General features: G+C 38.2%; 20 protein-coding genes and 1 rRNA gene. 17 read left to right on the plus strand and 4 right to left on the minus strand.

Translation table 11 applies throughout. From position 1 onward, the window contains the following. Positions 1-236 precede the first annotated feature (236 nt). The 8 genes from ACGLXV_RS05470 to ACGLXV_RS05505 all read left to right on the plus strand — a co-directional run bounded on the left by ACGLXV_RS05470 (position 237) and on the right by ACGLXV_RS05505 (position 8,898). Complete coding sequence (locus ACGLXV_RS05470) at positions 237-494, plus strand: YgaB family protein (RefSeq protein ID WP_119707028.1); 258 nt, start codon at positions 237-239, stop codon at positions 492-494. Between the two features lie 211 nt (positions 495-705). Beyond that, positions 706-1,236 carry a nucleoside tri-diphosphate phosphatase gene (gene ntdP / locus ACGLXV_RS05475; protein WP_119710494.1) on the plus strand — a complete coding sequence of 177 codons (531 nt, stop codon included), beginning with the start codon at positions 706-708 and terminating at the stop codon, positions 1,234-1,236. 86 nt (positions 1,237-1,322) lie between these two features. Next, the gene (locus tag ACGLXV_RS05480) at positions 1,323-3,071 is read left to right on the plus strand and encodes an ABC transporter ATP-binding protein (protein WP_391557845.1); all 1,749 of its coding nucleotides are present in this window, start codon (positions 1,323-1,325) and stop codon (positions 3,069-3,071) included. A 212-nt stretch (positions 3,072-3,283) separates the two neighbouring features. After that, positions 3,284-4,273, plus strand: a complete 990-nt coding sequence (locus ACGLXV_RS05485) for an ABC transporter ATP-binding protein (RefSeq protein ID WP_391557846.1) — start codon at positions 3,284-3,286, stop codon at positions 4,271-4,273. Beyond that, positions 4,266-5,231, plus strand: a complete 966-nt coding sequence (locus tag ACGLXV_RS05490; RefSeq protein WP_391557847.1) for an ABC transporter ATP-binding protein — start codon at positions 4,266-4,268, stop codon at positions 5,229-5,231. The genes ACGLXV_RS05485 and ACGLXV_RS05490 overlap by 8 nt, the downstream gene beginning before the upstream one ends. A gap of 74 nt (positions 5,232-5,305) precedes the next feature. After that, positions 5,306-6,904 (plus strand): ABC transporter substrate-binding protein, encoded by a 1,599-nt coding sequence (locus ACGLXV_RS05495; RefSeq protein ID WP_119707032.1) that lies wholly within the window; start codon positions 5,306-5,308, stop codon positions 6,902-6,904. A 74-nt stretch (positions 6,905-6,978) separates the two neighbouring features. After that, positions 6,979-7,983, plus strand: coding sequence for an ABC transporter permease (locus ACGLXV_RS05500; RefSeq protein WP_119707033.1), 1,005 nt, complete (start codon positions 6,979-6,981; stop codon positions 7,981-7,983). An 18-nt stretch (positions 7,984-8,001) separates the two neighbouring features. Continuing rightward, complete coding sequence (locus ACGLXV_RS05505) at positions 8,002-8,898, plus strand: ABC transporter permease (protein WP_391557848.1); 897 nt, start codon at positions 8,002-8,004, stop codon at positions 8,896-8,898. Between the two features lie 39 nt (positions 8,899-8,937). Here ACGLXV_RS05505 and ACGLXV_RS05510 read toward each other — a convergent pair whose 3' ends face one another. The 3 genes from ACGLXV_RS05510 to ACGLXV_RS05520 form a co-directional block, all read right to left on the minus strand. Then, positions 8,938-10,020: an FUSC family protein gene (locus tag ACGLXV_RS05510; protein WP_391557849.1), complete on the minus strand. Its 1,083-nt coding sequence runs from the start codon at positions 10,018-10,020 to the stop codon at positions 8,938-8,940. 202 nt (positions 10,021-10,222) lie between these two features. Next, positions 10,223-14,692, minus strand: coding sequence for a glutamate synthase-related protein (locus ACGLXV_RS05515; RefSeq protein ID WP_391557850.1), 4,470 nt, complete (start codon positions 14,690-14,692; stop codon positions 10,223-10,225). 397 nt (positions 14,693-15,089) lie between these two features. Continuing rightward, on the minus strand, positions 15,090-16,385 hold the full coding sequence (locus ACGLXV_RS05520) for a glutamate-1-semialdehyde 2,1-aminomutase (protein WP_391557851.1): 1,296 nt from the start codon (positions 16,383-16,385) through the stop codon (positions 15,090-15,092). A 163-nt stretch (positions 16,386-16,548) separates the two neighbouring features. On the opposite strand from ACGLXV_RS05520, the gene ACGLXV_RS05525 reads away from it, so the two are divergent. The 7 genes from ACGLXV_RS05525 to perR all read left to right on the plus strand — a co-directional run bounded on the left by ACGLXV_RS05525 (position 16,549) and on the right by perR (position 21,483). Continuing rightward, positions 16,549-17,556: an ABC transporter ATP-binding protein gene (locus ACGLXV_RS05525; RefSeq protein WP_119707038.1), complete on the plus strand. Its 1,008-nt coding sequence runs from the start codon at positions 16,549-16,551 to the stop codon at positions 17,554-17,556. Between the two features lie 9 nt (positions 17,557-17,565). After that, positions 17,566-18,357: an ABC transporter permease gene (locus ACGLXV_RS05530; RefSeq protein WP_391557852.1), complete on the plus strand. Its 792-nt coding sequence runs from the start codon at positions 17,566-17,568 to the stop codon at positions 18,355-18,357. A 4-nt stretch (positions 18,358-18,361) separates the two neighbouring features. Further along, positions 18,362-19,147 (plus strand): ABC transporter permease, encoded by a 786-nt coding sequence (locus ACGLXV_RS05535; RefSeq protein ID WP_391557857.1) that lies wholly within the window; start codon positions 18,362-18,364, stop codon positions 19,145-19,147. A gap of 82 nt (positions 19,148-19,229) precedes the next feature. Further along, positions 19,230-19,640, plus strand: a complete 411-nt coding sequence (locus ACGLXV_RS05540) for a potassium channel family protein (protein ID WP_119707039.1) — start codon at positions 19,230-19,232, stop codon at positions 19,638-19,640. A gap of 77 nt (positions 19,641-19,717) precedes the next feature. Further along, positions 19,718-20,188 carry a thioredoxin-dependent thiol peroxidase gene (gene bcp / locus ACGLXV_RS05545; RefSeq protein WP_391557853.1) on the plus strand — a complete coding sequence of 157 codons (471 nt, stop codon included), beginning with the start codon at positions 19,718-19,720 and terminating at the stop codon, positions 20,186-20,188. A gap of 199 nt (positions 20,189-20,387) precedes the next feature. After that, complete coding sequence (locus ACGLXV_RS05550) at positions 20,388-20,939, plus strand: cob(I)yrinic acid a,c-diamide adenosyltransferase (RefSeq protein ID WP_391557854.1); 552 nt, start codon at positions 20,388-20,390, stop codon at positions 20,937-20,939. A 103-nt stretch (positions 20,940-21,042) separates the two neighbouring features. Then, positions 21,043-21,483, plus strand: a complete 441-nt coding sequence (gene perR, locus ACGLXV_RS05555) for a peroxide-responsive transcriptional repressor PerR (RefSeq protein WP_119707042.1) — start codon at positions 21,043-21,045, stop codon at positions 21,481-21,483. 36 nt (positions 21,484-21,519) lie between these two features. On the opposite strand, the gene ACGLXV_RS05560 is transcribed toward perR, so the two are convergent. Further along, positions 21,520-21,882 (minus strand): YgzB family protein, encoded by a 363-nt coding sequence (locus ACGLXV_RS05560; protein ID WP_391557855.1) that lies wholly within the window; start codon positions 21,880-21,882, stop codon positions 21,520-21,522. A gap of 154 nt (positions 21,883-22,036) precedes the next feature. Here ACGLXV_RS05560 and ACGLXV_RS05565 point away from each other — a divergent pair, with 154 nt between their 5' ends. Together ACGLXV_RS05565 and ACGLXV_RS05570 are read left to right on the plus strand one after the other, a co-directional pair. Further along, positions 22,037-22,912: a nucleotidyltransferase-like protein gene (locus ACGLXV_RS05565; RefSeq protein WP_391557856.1), complete on the plus strand. Its 876-nt coding sequence runs from the start codon at positions 22,037-22,039 to the stop codon at positions 22,910-22,912. 275 nt (positions 22,913-23,187) lie between these two features. Beyond that, positions 23,188-23,301 (plus strand): 16S ribosomal RNA (locus ACGLXV_RS05570); the annotation flags it as partial.

Consider the following 23,301-nt stretch of genomic DNA (forward strand, 5'->3'; position numbering starts at 1 on the left):
CGCCCAGCAACTAGTGTACTTCGATCTTCTCCCTACGATAAGTCAACATCGAATCGCTTACGCTCTCCGTGTTTCCTTTATCTCAGTCGAAGCTCTCCAGTCCATACGTTGCTAAACGGGCGCTTCCGCTTTTCTGTGTTCGACAAAACTTCTAATACGTCTACATAACTAGTCAAAGGAAACTCATGAACCTTACCGAATAGTATATATATCGAAAAAGAAGGCGGTGGACAAAGGTGAGTGATTTTTCACGATTAGTTGGTGAACAAATGGCTACAATGGAAAAGCTACTATACATACAAACAGAGCTTGAACGCTGTCAGGAAATTGAAGAGGAATTGAGATTGCTGCAAAAGCATGCGAAGTTGGAAAGTATTCAGGATGAGATTCAGCAAATGAAGCAGGATTTGCGTGAAATTCATCAAATTTTTGAAAGGCAAACGGAGGAGCTTATTCGCTCATATCAGGAAGCAGAAACAGCTTTAAAAAGATAAAAAGTGAAAAAATAATACAATTCAACTAATTTTATACGTAAATTATAAAGCCTTTGAGAAATTTCAAGGGCTCTTTGTTTTAAATTCGATGTTTTACCGTTATAATAGTAGAAAACAGGAAATGTTCTTTGTAACCTTTTGAGGAAAACTTTTATTATATTAGCATTTTTTAGGTTTCGGGAGCGTTCGGATAATGAAAGTAGGGAGAAAAATGGGCGTACCCATGGAAGGTGAACCGATCCAAATACATAGTTACAAACATAATGGTCACATCCATCGAGTATGGGAGGAGACTACCGTATTAAAGGGAACGCAAGGATTAGTCATTGGTGGAAATGACCGTACCATCGTAACTGAATCGGATGGAAGAACGTGGATTACTAGAGAACCAGCTATATGTTATTTTCATTCTCAATACTGGTTTAATGTCATCGGAATGATACGTGAAGATGGAGTGTATTATTATTGCAACATAAGCTCCCCATTTATTTTTGATGGAGAAGCATTAAAATACATTGACTATGACCTTGATATTAAAGTGTTTCCAGATATGACTTTTAATTTGTTAGACGAGGATGAGTACGAGCGTCATCGTATTGAGATGAACTACCCGGAAGTCATTGATAAAATTCTTCGCGCAAATGTGGACAACCTGATTAGTTGGATTCGTCAACGAAAAGGACCTTTTGCACCGGATTTTATTGATACATGGTACGAAAGATATTTAACATACAGACGGTAATCATTTAACGAAAGAAAAACGCCTGTTGTCACTAGTTGCAACAGGTTTTTCTTTATGTGAGTAAGAGCTGAATGGAGGGTGTCAGGATGAGTAGCATTCGAAGGTATTTACACTTTGTAAAACCGTATCGATTACAAATCATCGGGACAATCATTATTGGAATCATTAAGTTTGTCATACCGCTATTAATTCCGATTTTAATCAAATATGTCCTAGATGATATCGTTGGTAATCAAACATTATCTTCTGAAGAAAAAACGAGTAAGCTATTTATGATAATGGCCATTATGATGGTTATTTTTGTTGTTGCTAGACCGCCAATTGAGTACTATCGACAATATTATGCTCAATGGGTTGCTAGTAAAATTTTATACGATATAAGAGACAAGCTTTACACTCATATTCAAAAATTGAGCTTTAAGTATTACTCAAATACCAAAGCGGGAGAAGTCATCTCACGTGTTATTAATGACGTCGAGCAAACAAAAACATTTGTCATTACCGGACTAATGAATTTATGGCTTGATATGGCTACGATAGCAATAGCGATCATCTTAATGATGATGATGGATGTTAAGTTAACACTTGTTTCACTTGTTTTGTTTCCTTTTTACGCTTTTTCCGTAAAGTTTTTTTTCGGCAATTTACGGGGACTTACAAGAAAAAGATCACAGGCTCTTGCTGAAGTACAAAGCTTTCTCCATGAGAGAGTTCAAGGAATGTCTGTTATTAAAAGCTTTGCAGTAGAAGACTATGAGCAGGAACGCTTTGACAAGCAAAATAGGAATTTTCTTACAAAAGCTCTAGACCATACGAAGTGGAATGCGAAAGCCTTTGCGGTTGTAAATACGATAACAGACATTGCTCCGCTCATTGTGATCGGATACTCAGGCTATGAGGTTATTCAAGGGGATCTTTCGATAGGAGAAATGGTGGCGTTTATTGCATATATTGATCGTTTGTATAATCCGTTACGTAGATTGGTTAATTCGTCCACGACATTGACACAATCAATTGCCTCCATGGATCGTGTGTTTGAGTTTGTAGATGAAAAATATGATATTGATGATTCACCCAATGCAGTTGAATGTACCAATGTGGTTGGGAACGTCCATTTCCAAAATGTGTTTTTTCGATACAATGAGAATGAACAAGATATATTAAAAAACATAAATCTCGAAGTGACACCAGGGGAGACCATTGCACTCGTAGGTATGAGCGGTGGAGGTAAATCCTCTTTGATTAGCTTAATTCCTAGGTTTTATGATGTGACAGGTGGAGCGATTTATTTAGATGGACAAGATATCCGTTCCTTACAAGTACGTTCACTAAGAGATAAAATTGGAATGGTTTTACAAGATAGTATTTTGTTTAGTGATTCGGTTAAAGAGAATATTTTACTAGCTAAACCTGGAGCTTCAGATGAAGAGGTAATTGCAGCTGCAAAGGCAGCAAATGCTCACGAATTTATCATGAACCTACCAGAAGGGTACGAAACAAAGGTAGGAGAAAGAGGTGTTAAGCTTTCTGGTGGGCAAAAGCAGCGGATAGCTATTGCTAGAGTATTTATTAAAAATCCACCAATTCTTGTGATGGATGAGGCCACTTCCGCTTTAGATTTAGAGAGTGAATCATTAATTCAAGAAGCTTTTGAAAAGCTGGCTAAGGACCGAACAACCTTTATTGTTGCTCATCGACTGTCCACGATCACTCATGCAGACCGAATAGTCTTGATAGAGAATGGGGAGATTTCTGAAATCGGAAAGCATGAAGAACTGATGAAAAAGCAAGGGAACTACTATAAATTATTCCAAATTCAACAGTTGGAGCATTAGCATCACCCCGAGGGAGAAACCTTCGGGGGCTTTTTGTCATTTCTTCTAAGAGGTATTCATAGGATAGAGAGTATGGCAAGAAAAAATTACTATGTTAACATATTATTCTAAAAATTAGTAAGATTGAGAAATAGTTGTAGACTTACCAGTATTTATAGAATAAAATGAAAAAAAAGAATGAATTGAATATTCAGTAAGAGAGGAGTAACTTTGTGAGTCAAACTCCAGTATTAGATGTAAAACAGCTCCAGACGACCTTTTTTTCCGCAGATGGAGAGATTCCTGCCGTTGACCAAATCAGCTTCTCTGTAAATAAGGGAGAGATTCTAGGGATAGTTGGTGAGTCAGGATGTGGAAAGAGCGTGACTTCCTTGTCGATTATGAAGCTCGTTCCCCAGCCACCAGGAAAAATAACAAATGGTGAGATCTGGTTAAATGGTGAAAATCTCGTTCAAGCTTCAGAGAAAAGAATGCGTGAGATAAGAGGCAATGAAGTAGCGATGATTTTCCAAGAGCCGATGACTTCCCTTAATCCGCTTTTTACAATAGGAAATCAATTAATAGAAGGAATTCGAATACATAAGAAAATGAGTAAAAAAGAAGCACGAATCGAAGCGATCCAGATGTTAAAGCTAGTTGGACTTCCTCGTGCTGAACAAATAATTGATGAATACCCTCATCAGCTATCAGGTGGCATGAGACAGCGTGTCATGATTGCGATGGCCCTTTCCTGTCACCCACGACTATTAATCGCCGACGAGCCGACAACCGCATTGGATGTTACGATACAGGCACAAATTCTAGCGTTAATGAAGGATTTGAACGAAAAACTGGATACAGCAATCGTCATGATTACCCATGATCTAGGAGTAGTCGCAGACCTTTGTCAGCGGGTTATCGTTATGTATGCGGGGAAAATTGTTGAGGAAGCAGAAGTAAGAGATATATTCAAAAACCCAAAACATCCATACACTATGGGACTATTACAATCAGTACCAGATGTTAGAGAGAAAAAGGAGCGGCTTTATTCTATTCCTGGGAACGTTCCGAAGCCTGGATCCATACAAAAAGGCTGTCGTTTCGCAGCCCGCTGCGATAAGGCGCATGATCGTTGTTACATAGAGGATCCGAAACTCTATCAATTGGAGAATGGTCAAAGTGTAAGATGCTTCCTCCATGAAGGAGTTGTTGCTCATGACTGATGTTTTATTGAAAGTTGATAATCTAAAAAAGTATTTTCCTATTACAGGCGGCTTGTTTGGAAAAACAGTCGGCCATGTAAAAGCAGTTGATGATGTTAGTTTTTATGTTCGAAAGGGAGAAACGTTAGGTCTTGTTGGTGAATCTGGTTGTGGTAAATCAACAACTGGCCGTGTTTTAATGCGTTTGTTAGAGGCGACAGAGGGAAAGGTCTTTTTTGAGGATCAAGAATTAACAAGTCTTAATTCAAATGCAATGAGAAAAATGAGAAAAGAAATTCAAATGGTTTTTCAGGACCCTTTTGCCTCTCTAAACCCTCGACATACGGTTGAAAAGATTCTCGAAGAACCGCTTATCGTTCATGGAATTGGTGATAAGGAAGAGCGGAAAAGAAGAGTGAGAGAAATGCTTGAGGTTGTTGGTTTGAGCAGTTACCATGCGAAGAGATACCCGCATCAATTCAGCGGTGGTCAAAGGCAACGGATAGGTATTGCTCGTGCATTAATGACCAAGCCAAAGCTTATTATCGCTGATGAACCTGTTTCAGCACTTGATGTATCCATTCAATCACAGGTGTTAAATCTTCTTGAGGATTTGCAAAAGGACTTTGGTTTAACGTATATCTTTATTGCTCATGATCTAGGAGTAGTCAAACATATTAGTGATCGAGTGGGAGTTATGTATTTAGGTAGATTGGTAGAGATTACTGAATCAGAGAAGCTTTACGAAAAGCCTCTCCACCCGTATACAAGAGCTTTACTTGATTCCATTCCGATTCCTGACCCAGATGTCAAAAAGGATCGGGAGCTTTTAAGCGGAGATCTTCCAAGCCCATCTAACCCTCCATTGGGTTGTGCGTTTCACACACGCTGCAGGGATTGCATGGATATCTGTAAAACAACAAGACCCGAAATGAAAGAAGTCGAACCTGGTCACTTTGCTGCATGTCACCTTTACTAAAAAAGTGACTTGAGGCATGGATGATAAATAAAAAAAGAGAGTAGTGAACTCTCAGATTAAGAGGGGGAAAAACATTGAAAAAGCGTACTAGTCTTATGTTCCTTGCTTTTATCCTAATGCTTTCATTAGCATTGGTCGGATGTAGCAAGAACACAGCTAATGAGTCTTCTTCAGAAGGAGAAGGTTCAGGAAGCGAGGAAGCTGCGGTTGATACATTAGTTTTTGGACGTGGTGGCGATTCGGTCTCACTAGACCCAGCTACTGCTACTGATGGTGAGTCTTTCAAAGTAACAAAGAACATTTTTGAAACCCTGATTGAATTCGGAGAACAAGACACTGAACTTGCTCCAGGATTAGCAACGGAGTGGTCGAATAGTGAAGATGGATTAACTTATACATTAAAGCTGCGTGAAGGTATCAAGTTCCATGACGGAACAGATTTCAACGCAGAAGCTGTTAAGTTTAACTTCGACCGCTGGGCAAGTGGTGATAAAGAACAATACTACTACTATAACTCTCAATTCGGTGATCGTATCAAAGAAGTGAAAGTGGTAGATGACTACACAGTTGAATTTGTTCTAAATTCTCCATTAGCACCATTCTATAAAAACTTAGCAATGAGCCCATTCGCAATTGCGAGCCCTGCTGCAATTGAAGAATATGGCGATAAGTTCATGGAAAATCCAGTTGGTACAGGTCCATTCGTATTTAAAGAGTGGAAGCGTAATGACAAAATTACAATCGTAAAGAACGAAGAATACTGGCAAGAAGGATTGCCGAAGCTTAGCCAAGTTATTTTCCGTGCGATTCCTGATAACTCTGCACGTTTAAATGCATTATCTTCAGGTGAAGTAGATCTAATTGATGGTGTAAACTTCTCGGATGTTGGAACGATTGAGGCAAATGCAGATTTACAAACATTCTACCGTCCTTCTTTAAACATTGCTTACCTTGGTTTAACAAGTACGCGCGGTCCATTGAAGGAAAAGTTAGTTCGTCAAGCGCTTAACTATGCAGTAGACAAAGAAGCTCTTATTGATGCATTTTATGCTGGAGCTGCGGAGCCTGCGAAGAACCCAATGCCTCCAGTTGTTGCTGGATACAATGATGATGTAGTTGATTATGAGTATGATCCTGAAAAAGCAAAAGAACTTTTAAAAGAAGCTGGTTACGAAAACGGCTTTGAAATGGAACTTTGGGCAATGCCTGTAGCAAGACCTTATATGCCAGATGGACAAAAGGTTGCAGAAGCACTTCAAGCTAACTTCGAAGCAATCGGAGTAAAAGCTAAAATTGTTACTTATGAGTGGGGTACTTACTTAGACAAGGCTCGCCTTGGAGAAGCGGATACATTCCTACTTGGCTGGACAGGTGACAACGGTGATGCTGATAACTTCTTATATGTATTACTTGACCAAGATAGCATCGGAAGCAATAACTACTCTTACTATCAAAACCAAGAAGTTCACGATCTATTGGTAGCAGCGCAATCTACAGCTGACCAAGCTGAGCGTGAGAAGCTTTATAAAGAAGCGCAAGTATTAATTAAAGAAGATGCTCCATGGATTCCACTAGTACACTCACAACCAGCTTTAGCAGGAAAAGCGAATATTACTGGCTTCCTTCCGCATCCAACTGGTTCTGATATTCTTTCAACGGTTGAATTCAAATAATGAATGAGGAAAAGGGAGTGGAGTTTCGCTCCCTTTTTTCACTCTACTCATCCTAAATTGAAGCGAGGTGGACTATGCTTACTTATACAGTTAAACGATTATTTTCCTTGATTCCAGTTCTTCTCGGATTATCATTAGTTGTCTTTTTTATGATTCGAGCTATTCCGGGTGATCCTGCTCAGTTAATTCTAGGTCAGCTTGCAACTAAGGAGGCGGTTGAGGCATTAACAAAACAGTTGGGACTCGATCAGCCATGGTTCGTTCAGTATTTTCATTATCTAGGAAACTTGTTAACAGGAGATCTTGGTGAGTCAATTAGGACAAAAGCTCCGATCTCTGAAGAAATGGTCCCTTATTTAATGGCGACCATTGAGCTTTCGTTCTGCGCGATGTTAGTGGCAGTTGTAATTGGCGTTAATGCTGGAATCATCAGTGCATGGTTCCAAAATTCATGGTTCGATTATGTGGCCATGGTATTAGCTTTAGTTGGTGTATCCATGCCGATATTTTGGCTTGGTCTAATGGAACAATGGGTATTTGCTATTAATTTAGATTGGCTGCCAACTTCTGGTAGGGAAGAAGTAAGAAATCCGGTTACTGCTATAACTAATATTTATATTATTGACACCATCATTCAGGGACGAACTGATCAGCTCGTTGAGGTCATTAAACATCTTGTCCTTCCTAGTATCGCATTAGCCACAATTCCAATGGCAATCATTGCAAGAATCACACGTTCAACCATGCTTGAGGTTATGCGTTCAGACTTTATCCGTACAGCACGTGCAAAAGGGTTAAAGATGTTTTGGGTGGTGTACAAGCATTCATTAAAAAATGCTATCATTCCAGTTTTGACCATAATAGGACTACAAACTGGGCTATTATTAGGTGGTGCGATACTTACTGAAACAATATTTAGTTGGCCGGGAATTGGTCGTTATATTTATGAAGCGATTGGTTACCGGGACTATCCGGTAGTGCAGTCTGGAGTACTAGTTATTGCTTTTATATTTGTCATGATTAACTTAGTCATCGACTTATTGTATGCAGCGATAGATCCTCGAATTAAATACCATTAATTGAAAGGAGGGGCTTCAATGGAACTTTCAACACAAAAAAATGATCAGCCCATTATTGGAACAGAAGAGAAGGTTGTTTCACCCTGGCTGGAAGCTTGGATCAGCTTTAAAAAGAATAAGCTTGCAGTAATTGGAGCGTTCATTGTTATTTTCTTTATTTTGGTCGCAATATTTGCACCTTTAATCGCACCTTATACGTTTAAGGAGCAAATGCTGTCTAACCGTTTGTTACCACCATCGAGTGATCATTGGTTCGGAACGGACGATTTTGGTCGTGATATTTTCTCAAGAGTTGTATATGGGGCAAGAATCTCCTTATGGGTCGGTTTTTTAGCAGTATTAGGATCGATCGTAGTTGGCTGTCTACTAGGAATATTAGCAGGATATTATGGTAAGTGGGTAGATGCGATTATCTCTAGAACATTTGATATTATGCTTGCTTTCCCTAGTATTCTACTAGCAATTGCAATCGTGGCTGTCCTTGGTCCATCTTTACGTAATGCATTAATTGCGATTGCCATTATCAATATTCCAAACTTTGGCCGTTTAATACGATCAAGAGTTTTAACGGTTAAGCAGGAAGAATATATTATGGCAGCAAAAGCAGTGGGAATGAAAAACTCTCGTATTTTATTTCACCATGTGTTGCCAAATAGTATGGCTCCGATAATTGTACAAGGAACTTTAGCAATAGCAACTGCAATTATTGAAGCTGCAGCATTAGGTTTTTTAGGACTTGGAGCGGAGGCACCAAACCCTGAATGGGGGAAAATGCTTGCGGATGCAAGAACATTCCTAATACAAGCACCGTGGACAATGATATTCCCCGGGCTTGCCATCATGTTGACCGTTCTTGGATTTAACCTAATGGGGGATGGTTTACGAGACGCACTAGACCCACGAATGAAGAACTAACAAAAAGCAGCTGACAAAAATCAGCTGCTTTTTCCTAGTTTAATCTTGAATTTCCTCGAATTTCACTTCATTGACTTCTTTATGATACGAATGGAAGCTGTTAACAAGAACATCTAGATGCTCTAAAGTTTCGTCGTACTCTACCATTGCGGAAACGACTTGCATCGTATGAAAAAAGACATTATCGTTTTCATGCTCATTTAGTTTATCTTGTTGAGAAAGAAATAAATTAAATAGATCTTTTCTATTCAAACAGAAGTTGCCAACCTCGTGATTTGGTGGCATCTTTCCCTTACCGGCAAATCGGTACATGATTTGTTCATGAGAATCAATTAAACAATCGAGTTGCTGCTGAAGTTCTAGTTTAAACTCTTCTGGTAGCTGAGAGAGTTCATTTTCATAACGATGAAGCCTTTTTAACACATTGAGTGCTCGTTTGGTTGTCGAAATCATTTGACGATAAATGACAAGCTTCCTTGCCTTGACAATATCATTCTTTTTAAAATAATTTCGATCTTCCTTATATAAAATATATAACTGATCGAGTTTGATCACCATATCCTTTAATTTTTCAATATCATTCTTTAGCAAATGATGATCTGAGGCGTTTCTTGTGTTCATTCGTATCCAGCGAGTGATTTCATCCATCATATTTGATATTTTAAAGAATAGCTTATTTTCGTATTTAGGTGGTAGGAAAACTAAATTAACAATAAATGCTGCGAAAATTCCAAGCATAATTGTAGAAAAACGAATAATTGCGAATTCAATAAATGTATCACTAGGATTTTCCATAATTGCGATAATAGTAACAAGTGCAAGTGGAATGGTTTTTTCTATATTTAATTTAAGATTGATAATAATGACAATAATAGCTGCCAGCCCAATGATAACTATGTTATTTCCAAGTGTTAATACAAATAATACGGCAATAATGGCACCGATTAAATTTCCTTGTGCTTGTTCGATAATCGTTAAATAAGATCGGTATACGGTGGGTTGTAAAGCAAAAATTGCAGCAATTCCAGCGAAAACAGGGGAAGGTGATTGGAAAACCTCCGCAAGAAACAAAGATAAAACAATTGCAATTCCCGTCTTTAGAATGCGGGCGCCAAGCTTCATAAGTAAATAATTCCTTTCCTACTACTGATAAGTTTTAATAACAATAATGTACTATACAGTGATTAAAATGTAAGTTCAAGGGTTATTTATATGATTTTTTATATATTTTATGATTTTTATGCAATATTATTTTGTAAGCTTTTATTACAAAAAAAAATGCCCGCAAAAAGGGGCATTTTCTTTGTACAAGCTCATTTAAAAATCACTCTGTAGAAACAGATGGATCTGCTTGCTCTTTAACTGGTATTGCTTGAACGAAGTGCTGTTCTGGTTGTTTTAAAAGCTCAGCAAGTTGATTAGCTTCTTCTTCTTGACCTTGCTCTTGAAGCAATGCAACATATTGACCTAATAGTTCCTTGATATCTTGCTTACCTTCTGCTGTTAAATTAGTGATTGAGATTTTAGCACCTTTAGCAATTCTTCGTTGTAACGCTTCTTTTGTTAAGCCCATTTCTGGTTGATGTCTTAAGTAAACAACTCCACCAGTCATACCTGCACAAATCCATGGTCCTGGATCACCAAGAACAAGGCCACGGCCATTTGTCATGTATTCAAAGGCAAAACCTTTAATATTTGCTCTTGCTCCGATATTTCCATTTTCAACAGTTGGAATTGGTTTCGTTACTTGACCACCAATAATAATATCAGCACCAGATAGACGAATTCCCGCACGAGCATCGGCGTTTCCTTGTGCAACTAATAGACCATGCTGTGCTCCGTATCCAAAGCCTTTACCAACGGAACCATTCAAGTACTTGCCGTTTTTCCCTTGAGCCTTAAAGATAAGGATTTTACCACCAACAGATGTCTTACCTGTACCGTCTTGTGCGCCACCGTTAACTTCAATACTGATTCCATCGCTGTTATAAGCACCTAGGCCATTTCCAGGGATAGAGCCTTTCTTGTATTTCAGTTGAACAGGAGGAAGGCTACGGTATGATCCATCTAATCGACCACGTACGCGGTGACAAGATACTCGGCTACCTAATACTCTTTGTTCAGATGTAACACTATGGAACTCGCGTGATTGGTGTAACTCATCAACGCTCGCATCTAAATACTCTGCTCCAACTGCAACTTGAAGCTGCTTTTCTTCTGCAGTAGCTGCAGCTTCCTTATGATGAAGCTGACCAATTTCAAGAGGCTTTAACAAATATGTTAAGTTCAGTTGTTCTTGACCCTTTGTTTGTTCAAGTAGATCAGAGCGACCAACGATGTCTTGAAGATTTTTTACCCCTAGTGATGCAGTAAGTTCCTTCAGCTCATTTGCAAATGCCGTGTAGAAATTTACAATCGCTTGGACTGCTAAGTCAGATTGTCTTGGAACGAAACGTCTTAAACCATGTTCTTTAGCTTGTGCTTCGGAATCGATTTGAGTCGCAATCCCAACGTGACATGTATCTAGATGACATCCACGGCAAGTTGTACATCCAATAGCAATCATAGAAAGTGTTCCGAAGCCGATACGGTTAGCGCCAAGAAGCATTACCTTAATTACGTCTTGAACACTCTTAATTCCACCGTCTGCCCAAAGCTCTACATGATCTCTCAGTCCTGCTTCAAGAAGAGCATTGTGAGCTGCTTTAACACCGATTTCTACTGGAAGACCAACGTGTTGAAGGGCATGAATTCTCGCTGCACCTGTTCCACCATCAAATCCACTTAGGGTAATAATATCTGCTCCAGCTTTTGCAATACCAACTGCGATTGTTCCAATGTTTGGTACAACAGGAACTTTTACAGCAACTTTTGCTTTGTCGTTAGCTGTTTTTAATTCATGAATCATTTGTGCCAAATCTTCAATTGAATAAATATCATGGTTGTTAGAAGGCGAGATTAAGTCAGAACCGATCGTTGCATTACGTGCTTCAGCAATTTTCGCAGTTACCTTTGATCCAGGTAAGTGACCACCTTCACCAGGCTTCGCGCCTTGACCAATTTTAATTTCAAGTAGGTTAGAAGAGTTTAATAATTCAGCATTAACTCCGAAACGACCGGAAGCTACCTGCTGTCCACGTGTACGTGGATACTTACCAAGCATATCCTTAATCTCTCCACCCTCACCATTTAAGCTAACCATGTTAAGTCGATCTGCACCTTCAGCATAAGCGCGGAAAGCAATCTCATTTTGAGAACCGAAAGACATAGAAGCGATAACGAATGGAAGATCATGATCTCCTACTTTTAAGCTAACATCTGCTGCTCTTACAGTAGACTTTACTTTCTTTAAACTTGTTAAGTGACGAATCGTTACTGGATTCTGCTCTTCTTGCTCAGAGATTTTCTCCTTTAATGGAGTGTAGTCTCCAGTGGAAGCAACTTCTCCAATTGCTTTCCAAATGCGTGGGAAGAGGTTGAATGTTTTTCCGATTCTTTCCTTTTCATTATGGTAGTCAGTGGCTCTTGCAATGGCATCTTCTTTTAGTGTTGCAAAATTATGCACGGAATGTTCAGAACCAAAGAAATTAACGACTTTAAGTGCATTTGCAATTTCATCGTTTAATCCGATAGCAGAGAACAATCGGCTATAACCACGTAGCTCATGGATACCAATTGTAGAAATTACTTTCTCAAGTCCTTTTGTAAGGGCAGAGTATAGGTTAACCAATGGCTTTGTTGACTCATCAAATACAGTGATAAACATATAGTAAGGACTAATTAAATCTGCTCCTAGGCCAAATGCAACAATCACATCATGTAAAGAACGGATAGCAGCAGAACGAAGGAGAAGGGAACAATTTCTTCTAACCTCTGCTTTTACAAGTGCTTGATCAATAGCTGAGGTTGCTAAATGAGGATCAAGCCATAACTGACCATCATGATGTGCATGGTTATCGTCAAGGACTAGAAGTGTTTTTCCGCTATTTACAGCTTCAACCGCTTCAGATTGTAGTCGAGATAGTGCTTCAGCAACTGTCTCTTCAGTCTTAATAGTTGTTGAAATATAAGCTACAAGCTTTTGTTGTCCAAAATGATTCGTTAATTGATCATAGCTAGGTTGACTTAGCTCTTTACTAATCTCATAACCAGCTGATCCTTCTATTAAAATAGGAGTGGTTAATTCTACTACGTTACCTTTTTTATTATTTTCGAATAAAGAAGGTCTTTGACCGATTATTACGCGAGTTGAGAAATGTTCTGTTTCACGATCACGGTCGATTGCTGGATTTGTAACAACCGCAACGCTTTCTTTAATATAGTCAGCCAGATTTTTACGCTCAGGATTTAGAGAAGCTAATGGTGAGTCATGCCCTAAAGAACGAATAGGCTCTACACCTTTTTCAGCCATCTGTTCTACTAACTGAACCTGGTCACGCTCCCAGCCAAATGCTTTGTATTGTCCGTTGTGTAATTTTGTTGGGTAGTTCATTGATACATTTTTCTCAAGAGCTGGTGCATCAAGACGTAGTCTCGCATCCTTAATGTCGCAACGACTAGAAAATCTTTCGTATACAGCAGCTTGGTAATCATCATGCTCATAAAGCTTTAATGTGTCGCCATCCCACTTAAAACCTACTTTTTCACCTGGTGCTAATGGCTTTGGTTCATTTACATATTCACTTGATGGAATGATTCCTGGTTCTGAGGAGAACAGGTATGATGTTTCTGTCTCAAGCATCCAAAGTGGACGTAATCCAAGGGCATCAACACTAAATGCTGCTTCGTCACCAAAACGAGAGATAATTCCAGCAGGTCCTTGTGCGAAATGTCCCCAAGCCTCACGCATATAAGTATATAAGTCTTGTAAATGTTCAGGGTATGATTTAATTTCGTTCACGATTGGAGGGAAGACTAAATCCAGCGCCTCAAATAGTGAGTATCCATCACGACAAATCAATGTCTCCAATGTTCTACTTAAGTCTTGTGAGTCACTACCATCTTTTACAAGAGGTACACCGATTAAACGAGCTTCGTCTCTTAGCTTAGCAATTGTGTTAATTTCCCCATTGTGTCCAAGAACGCTGAAAGGTTGAACACGGAAAAAGCTAGACAATGTATTAGTTGAGTAACGGTTGTGTCCAAGTGTCATAGTAGAAGCAACAATAGGATTTGCTAAGTCAGCATAGTACTTAGGAAGAATATCGCCAGCGCCCATTACTTTATATACAGCATGGTATTGGCTTAATGATGCTACATGTACATTTTCATTTTTCTCAAAATCGACAGTCATGTTAAAAAGCTTTTTAGAAAGCTCTTGGCCAGAAACATCTGCTAAAGCAGCAAACTGCCAGAACACAGGGTTTTCTTGAATCGCAATAGGTCCTAGGGCAGAAGAATTTGTTACTTCGTCTGATTCAAAAACAATAGTAAAATTAGAATCTTTTAATTTAGCAATCAAGTCAGTTTTAATTTCTTCAGGAGTGTGTTTACTGCTAATGAAGATATGACCTACGACGAAGTTGTCATTGTCAACGTTGCTTTGGTCAGCTCCTGCATTAGTTAGCTTTTCTTTCCATAATGCTTTAGGAATATCAATGTGAATACCTACACCATCGCCTTCTCCGTTAATAAATCCTGCTCGGTGGTTCATGGTGACAAGTGCATTGATACAATTAAAGATATTCTCTCTTGTAGGCTTATTCGATTTTTCTAAGCTAGATACAATACCGCATGCATCATGCTCTTCGCGGTAGAACTCTTTAAATAAAGAAGGGGTCCATTGTTCTGTCATACTTTTCGGCTAATCGGGAATGTTCCGTCCCTCAAAAGCCGTTTCACCTCCTGATCAAAGATCTATTTGTTAAAAATGAGTTTAAATAATTGCGGATACAAACGTTGGTTTAGCGAGTCAGTGTATTAAAGGTTGGGGTTAATGACTTACCTTGATCTTTACCTTCTTTGGGAAGTATCACTGGCTGCAAGAAAGGTCGAGCAGAAACAAAATTGTTTAACTTATAATATCATATGAATTTTCAGAAATCAATTAAATATGCAAAAAGTTGGATAGGGAGAAAGGAAAAAATATTGGAAATTAAGAGTCTTATACTAGTAATGGAAGCGTTTTCAATAAGTAAATAGCAAAAAACGGAACTTTTGTAAAGTTCCGTAATGTATAAAAATATGAATAATTATTCGCTCTTTAATAGCTCGAATGCATTGTTAACCGCATGAATTGTTGCCTCAATATCGTCTTGTGTATGGGCAATTGTAATAAACCATGCTTCATACTTCGAAGGTGCAAGATTGATTCCTTGGTGAAGCATATGCTTGAAAAATCTTCCGAACATCTCTCCATCAGTGTTTTCAGCCTGTTCGTAATTAATAACCTTCTCGTCCGTGAAATAAATCGTTAATGCTCCTTTTAAGCGGTTAATGGTGATGGAGATGTTGTGTTCCTTCGCTGCTTGTAAAATTCCTTCCTCGAGCATGGCACCTAATCGATCTAAATATTCATACACTCCATCTTGTTTTAACACTTCTAGACAAGCTATTCCTGAAAGAATTGACGCTGGGTTACCTGCCATTGTACCTGCTTGGTAAGCAGGGCCTAGGGGTGCCACCTTTTCCATAATTTCTTTTTTACCTCCATATGCGCCGATTGGAAGTCCCCCACCAATAATTTTTCCTAATGCGGTTAAGTCGGGTTGAATCCCTAGTAAATCTTGTGCGCCGCCGTACATAAAACGGAAGGCGGTAATTACCTCATCGTAGATTACAAGAGCACCTGCTGCATGAGTTAAATCATTCACTTGCTGTAGGAATCCTTCTACAGGTTCAACAATTCCAAAGTTACCGACTATCGGTTCGACTAGAACGGCTGCAATTTCGTCGCCCCATTTATCTAAAGCTATCTTAAATGGTTCTATATCATTAAATGGAACAGTTATCACTTCTTGAGCTATTGACTTTGGTACACCCGCTGAATCTGGAGTGCCTAGGGTAGATGGTCCTGACCCTGCAGCAACAAGAACAAGATCGGAGTGTCCATGATAACAACCAGCAAACTTAATGATTTTATCTCTCCCTGTATAAGCTCGAGCAACGCGTATCGTCGTCATTACTGCTTCGGTCCCAGAATTGACAAATCTAACCTTTTCCAAGTTTGGCATTGCCTCTTGAAGCATTTTTGCAAACTTTACCTCATGATGAGTAGGTGTTCCGTATAGTACACCAGATTCAGCTGCTTTTTTTATTGCTTTCGTAATATGTGGGTGTGCATGTCCAGTGATAATAGGACCGTAAGCTGCTAAATAATCAATGTATTGATTGCCATCAACGTCCCAAAAATAAGCACCATTTGCTCTTTCCATAACCACTGGTGCACCGCCTCCGACGGCTTTATAGGAACGGGAGGGACTATTCACCCCACCGACAATAACCTCTAATGCTTCATTATGTAATCGTTCAGAATTCGTAAATTGCATGTTAATCCTCCTAGTTAAATCGAATGACCTTATTTTAGCATGTTTTTGTCATTTTTCCCTTCGTACAACTATAGCAAATTTTTCAGATAAGTGTATTTGGTTGAGAAGAGATAGTGGTTTGGGTACACTAAGATTTGTGTTTGATAGATATGGAGGAAACAAGATGAAAAATGCTATTGAAGTACATGGATTAAGAAAAGAATTTAAATCGTATTCTTCACGATCTGGTCTAAAGGGAGCGTTTAGAGACTTATTTACGAGAAATTATAAAGTGCTTCGTGCGGTTAATGATATTAGCTTTTCCGTAAAGCAAGGAGAGATGGTCGGTTATATCGGTGAGAACGGAGCTGGTAAATCGACAACCATTAAAATGCTAACAGGTATATTAACACCTACTGCAGGTGATGTGTTAGTAAATGGAATGAACCCTCATAAAGAACGGGAGGCTTTTGTTCAGACAATTGGTGTAGTATTTGGACAGCGCTCACAGCTTTGGTGGGACATTGCCGTTCAAGAATCCTTTCGTTTATTAAAAAAGGTTTATAAAGTTTCTGATGAAGAGTATGACCGCCACATGGGGCATGTCATTCGAACACTGGATATTGAACCACTTCTGGATAAGCCTGTTCGAAAGTTGTCGTTAGGCCAACGAATGCGCTGTGAGCTTGCTGCTGCTCTCATTCATAATCCGCCACTTTTATTCTTGGACGAACCAACCATCGGACTAGATGTACTTGTAAAACTAAAAATTCGTGATTTCCTAAAGGAAATAAATGAAAAATATAATACAACCATCCTATTAACAACTCATGATTTAACGGATATTGAAGCACTTTGTGACCGTGTCGTTATGCTTGATGAAGGTAATATTATTTACGATGGAGCCTTGAAAAACTTAAAGGAAACATGGGGTGAAGGAAAAGAAGTTCAATTTCAATTTTTAGAGGGTGTTGAGCTTGCAGCCTTAGAAAATGTAACACGTGAGTTACATGTTAAATGGGAGTTAGAAGAAAAAGAACAGTATTTTACTGCCTATACGACCGACGAAGCGAATGCGGTCTCGGATTTAATTGGTACAGTGATTTCTTCCTTTCAGATAAAAGATGTGAAGATTATGGAGGTTTCTACTGAAGAAATTATCCGTAAGATTTATGAGAAAGGTGAAGTATAGGTGGGAAGTATGGACAAATATATTGAGATGATTCGAATAAGATTCTTAATGATGTTAGCGTATCGTACTAATTATTACACAGGTATTTTAATTTATAGTATTAATATTGGAGCCTATTATTTTTTATGGAAGGCTATTTATGGGGGCAAGGAGACGATTGAAGGCTTATCGGTACTCCAAATGACTACCTATGTTGCGGTCGCGTGGATGGCACGGGCGTTTTATTTTAATAATATTGACCGAGAAATGGCTATGGAAATTAAGGAAGGAAAGGTAGCTGTTGAATTAATTCGACCTTATAATTACTTAACGATGAAGACCATGCAGGGGCTTGGTGAAGGAATCTTCCGTTTGTTTTTCTTTTCTGTCCCTGGAATGCTTATCGTTTCGTTGATTTTTCCCATTCGTTTTTCAGCTGATATTTACACATGGGCACTCTTTTTTGTTTCCATTGTCCTAAGCTTTTTAATAAATACTCAAATCAATTTATTAACAGGAATGACTACTTTTTTCTTATTTAATAATACAGGTCTCATTCGAGCAAAGCGGGTAATTATTGATTTGTTTTCTGGACTTTTATTACCGCTCAGTTTTTTTCCTCAGGGAATTCAAGAGGTACTTAAGTTTCTCCCATTTCAAGGAATCAGTTATGTGCCAAGCATGATATTTACAAACGGTTTTTCGTTTAGTGAGACCATACAAGCAATAATGCTACAAGGTATGTGGGTGTTAATCTTAATCGTTCCGATACAGGCTCTTTGGATATTAGCCAAGAAAATGCTTGTCATCCAAGGAGGGTAATATGATGTTTTATTTACAAATGCTTGCACAATATATTGGTCAATATTTGAAAACTAGACTTCAATATCGTTCAGACCTGGTTGTTGAACTAGTGTCAGATTTGCTTTTTCAAGCGGTAAATTTAATTTTCATTATTGTAGTGTTTGGTCATACCGATTTTTTAAACGGCTGGAGTCGGGATGAAATTATCTTTATTTATGGCTTCTTTCTCGTGCCATTTGCATTATTTTCTTCCTTCTTTAATATTTGGGATTTTAACGAGCGATATATAGTAAAAGGCGAGTTGGATAGAATCTTAACTCGACCTATACACAGCCTGTTTCAAATTGTTCTTGAACGAATGGAATTGGAATCTTTATTCGGTGCGATTACAGGTTTTGTGGTTATGGCATACGCTGGTACCCGGCTTGGACTTTCTATCAATTGGTACGATCCGTTTTTGTTCATAGTTTTTGTAATAGGTGGATCTCTAGTGTATGCAGGTGTTTTTATTCTTATCGCCTGTATCAGCTTTTGGGCAGATGCTAGAACATCGATTATGCCAATGATGTACAACATTGGGAATTATGGAAGGTACCCGGTAGATATTTATAACACGGTAATCCGCTTTGTGCTCACATGGATTCTTCCTTTTGCATTTGTCGGAGTTTACCCAGCAGCGTTTTTCTTGAGAAGAGAAGAATGGTACGTGTATTCCTTTTTGACGCCCGTTATTGGAGTTGTGTTTTTTGTCATATCTGTGATTGTATGGAACGAGGGAGTTAAAAGATATCGAGGAGCAGGGAACTAAAGACCGTGTACATGCAGTCATAACATTATTGAGTGGTGCGTATAGTAAAGCGAGGGAATTCATTTGAAAAGAGGATAAGAATATGATCTTTTCTCTGTCTTTACTAATTATTTTCGTTTGTCTTTTTATGAGCTTACGACTGCTTTTTATCCCGAATAAAATTAAAGGGAAACAGGTGTCATTCGAAAATTTTCTATTTCTTGCTTTTATTTATGCAACGGTAACCATTGGTTTTGGGTTGTTATATCTTTTATTAGAAATACATGGTCATGATGTATTGCTTGAAACCAACCAAGCAGATAATTCCTTTCATTATATAGAAAGATTAGCAACAAGTATTTATTTTAGTGCCATTACCCTTTTCTCAGTAGGATATGGTGACATATCACCAGTTGGTGTCGCACGGGGAATAGCCGTGTTCCAAGCACTGATAGGGTATACAATTCCTGCTGCTTTCGTGGCAAGAGCAGTCATTGATATGGAAAAGAACTAATTACTAACCCCTCCAAAGTTGTATTTTATTTGTAAGTTAGATAGGCTAACTGTATATAGAATATTGGAGGGGTATATATGGATGTAATAGGAAAAGTAGGTCTGGATGTAGCGTTGCCTGCAAGCAATGGGAAGACAGTTCGTCTCTCAGATTTTAAGGGGAAGAATATTGTGTTGTACTTTTACCCAAAGGATATGACACCAGGCTGTACGACACAAGCTTGTGATTTTCGAGATCTGCATGAAAGCTTTGCTGACTTGAACGCTGTTATTATTGGGGTAAGTACAGATCCAATGAGTATACATGAAAAATTTATTGATAAATATGACCTTCCGTTCTTATTATTAGCAGACGAAGAACAAGAGTTGTCAGAGGCATTTGGTGTATGGAAATTAAAAAAGAACTTTGGCAAAGAATACATGGGCATTGAGCGTTCAACCTTTATTCTTGATGAAGAAGGAATCGTAGTGAAGGAATGGAGAAAAGTGTCTGTGAAAGGTCATGTGGAACAGGCATTACAATTTTTAAAAGAAAAAATTACAGCCTAATTTTTATTTTAAAGGCTATTGTCCATTCAAATAAACAAGTAGTGAATACATTATATTAGGGCATACCTCCTCAGATACTTTTTAACAGGCTAATCATAGCCTGTTTTTTTTTTGACTGTGCTTATAGTTCGTTTGAATAAATTGAAATATCATCCACATACATATAGTAATAAGGGAAATTAACCTAAAGAGGTGTGGTATGAAAATCTATACAAGATCTGGTGATAAAGGAAAAACATCGTTGCTTTATGGTGAGCGTGTAAAGAAAAGTGATCAAAGAGTCGAAGCGTATGGGACATGTGATGAAGCGAACTCGGCGATTGGTCTTGCTTTAAGTCTTTTGGTATTAGATGATCAAGAAGCAGAGAAGGATATAAAAGAAAAACTTAATCTTGTACAAACCACTCTTTTTTATGTGGGAGCTGAGCTTGCTACACCGATAGGAAAGAAAGTGATGAACGCAGTAACGGAAGATCATGTAAGGGAACTTGAGGTTTGTATTGATCGGTGGGAAGAGAACCTGAAAGAACTGAAAAATTTTATCTTGCCGGGAGGGAATTCTGCTGCCGCTGCCCTTCATATGGCTCGGACAATTGTGAGGCGGGCAGAAAGATGTGCAGTCGATATCGATCAAGTAAACCCGATAATAATTGCTTATTTAAATCGCCTATCTGATTTGTTATTTGTCGCAGGAAGATATGTAAATAGTCAGAAGGGAATAATTGATGTATTAGTAAAAGTACAAGAATAAATATTTATCATTTACACGGCAGGAATATTGACAAAGTATAACACATCTTAGTACACTAATTGTAAATATTATAAAGTAATAATTTTTACTAGGAAAGAGGTGCATGGCGGTGTCGCATCAATTGAAAGAAGCGCTTGACACGTTAAAAGAAACTGGAGTCCGCATTACTCCCCAGCGTCATGCGATACTTGAATATTTAATAAACTCCATGTCACACCCGACTGCTGATGATATTTATAAAGCTCTTGAAGGTAAATTTCCTAATATGAGTGTGGCTACAGTTTACAATAATTTACGAGTATTCCGTGAGGTTGGGCTTGTAAAAGAACTTACTTATGGGGATGCATCCAGTAGGTTTGATTTTATTACAACTCATCATTATCATGTAATCTGTGAAAAATGTGGGAAGATTGTCGATTTTCACTATCCTGGACTTGATGAAGTAGAGCAGTTAGCTTCTCATGTTACCGGATTTAAAGTGAGTCACCACCGAATGGAGATTTACGGAACATGTCCGGATTGTGCGATTAAAGAAGCTCATTAGGTAGAAAAGTGAAAAATGGAAAATAAAAAAGCTGACTTACATGTCAGCTTTTTTGCTGTTTTTACGGTTATATTTTTCATCAAATTCTTTACCAGTTAAGCTCGGGTCAAGTGTAAGCGGTTCGTTGCAATACATGCACATATCAACTCGCCCTAATACCTTAGTTGTTCTCTGGCAATTTGGACAAACTACCTGAACGGTCTTTGTAGATAACATTCCGATCCAGAAATACACCACGGTGCTCGCGATAATTGATAAAAGCCCAAGAAGCATAAAGAAAGTCATAACTAAGGGAGCCGTTCTGAAGAAGATTCCTATATACATAATAATGAATCCAATAAAAATTAAGCTTAGTGCAAAAGTACGAATTTTGTTAATTTTGCTAGAGTATTTACCCATTTTTATTCCCTCCTAAAAGCTAAATATATCATACCATTATTGATGAGATAAATATATAATAAGGAGGTCTGTGTCGAAATTTGACTTTTTATTTTGAAGGAGTTTCATATTCGACGTCGAAATTATAGCCTATCAAGAATTGGGAGGAATTCCTATGGAAGACTTTCTCCGTCCTTTATACCAGGAACGGGCAAGCCAAGCAAATACACTTGGTGTCTTATTTATAGAGAAAAAACAAAAATCCATTCCTACTACAGATACGTTTGATGCTGTTTTACTTATTGTTGTAAAGGAAGCGGAACAAGCGGTATTTATTAAACATTACACCTATGAAAATAAAAAAGCTGCATTACATGTTGTAAAAGAATCGCAAATTAATGAATGGATTCTTCTTGGTACAAATCGTAAAATCTTTGACTGGTTTTATAACGGAAAAATTCAATTCGATCGTAATGAGTACCTTCATAATTTGAAGAAAGAGCTTATGGAATTTCCTTTCTATGGTAGAAAGGTAAAGATGGGACTCGAGTTTGCAAGATTAATTCGTCGCTATATGGATGGGAAAGCCTTCTTTGAAAATAAACATCATTTAGATGCATATAATCATGTGGTTCACTCTCTTCATCATTTAGCAAGACTTGCTGTAATCGAAAATGGCTTTCATCCTGAAGTGACCGTTTGGCATCAGGTGAAACAAATTGAGCCGGAAATTTTTAAATTGTATTCAGAGTTAGTAACGAGTGAAGAATCAATTGAAAAAAGGCTCGAACTATTATTTTTAGCAAGTGAGTTTCTTATTCATTCAAGAACGAAAGTAGGCATTATGCATCTTCAAGAGGTGTTAGCACAAAAGGACCTCTGGGCGTTCCAAGAAATCTTAAGTCATGATGAGCTGAAAGAATACTCAGTAGATTTAAGTATGTTATTAGAGTACTTAATAGAAAAAGGATATATTGAGGTTGTTAATCAGGAAACAAAGGGACAAGGTGTGTTTCATAGATATTATAAAGTTGCTGAAAAATTATCGTAAAAAAATATCACTTTTCTGTTGACCTAGGATTGGATTCTTGTTATATTAATATCCGTCGCTACGAAATGTCGCTAAAATGACTTTGTAGCTGACGGAAATGTTTTTTAAAAACAGTGTTGACATGATATTAACGCTGTGATATATTAATAAAGTCGCTTCTGAGCGAGATGATGAAAGTTGTTCTTTGAAAACTAAACAAATCATACGTCAACAAAAATGATTAGTGTTGAAAATACACTAGCCAACGTTTTAACTTTAAGAGCTAGTCTTACTCTTTATTGGAGAGTTTGATCCTGGCTCAGGACGAACGCTGGCGGCGTGCCTAATACATGCAAGTCGAGCGGATCTTTGGGAGCTTGCTCCCGAAGATTAGCGGCGGACGGGTGAGT

Source organism: Robertmurraya sp. (assembly GCF_036676585.1).
In the GTDB taxonomy this organism is placed as follows: domain Bacteria; phylum Bacillota; class Bacilli; order Bacillales; family Cytobacillaceae; genus Robertmurraya_A.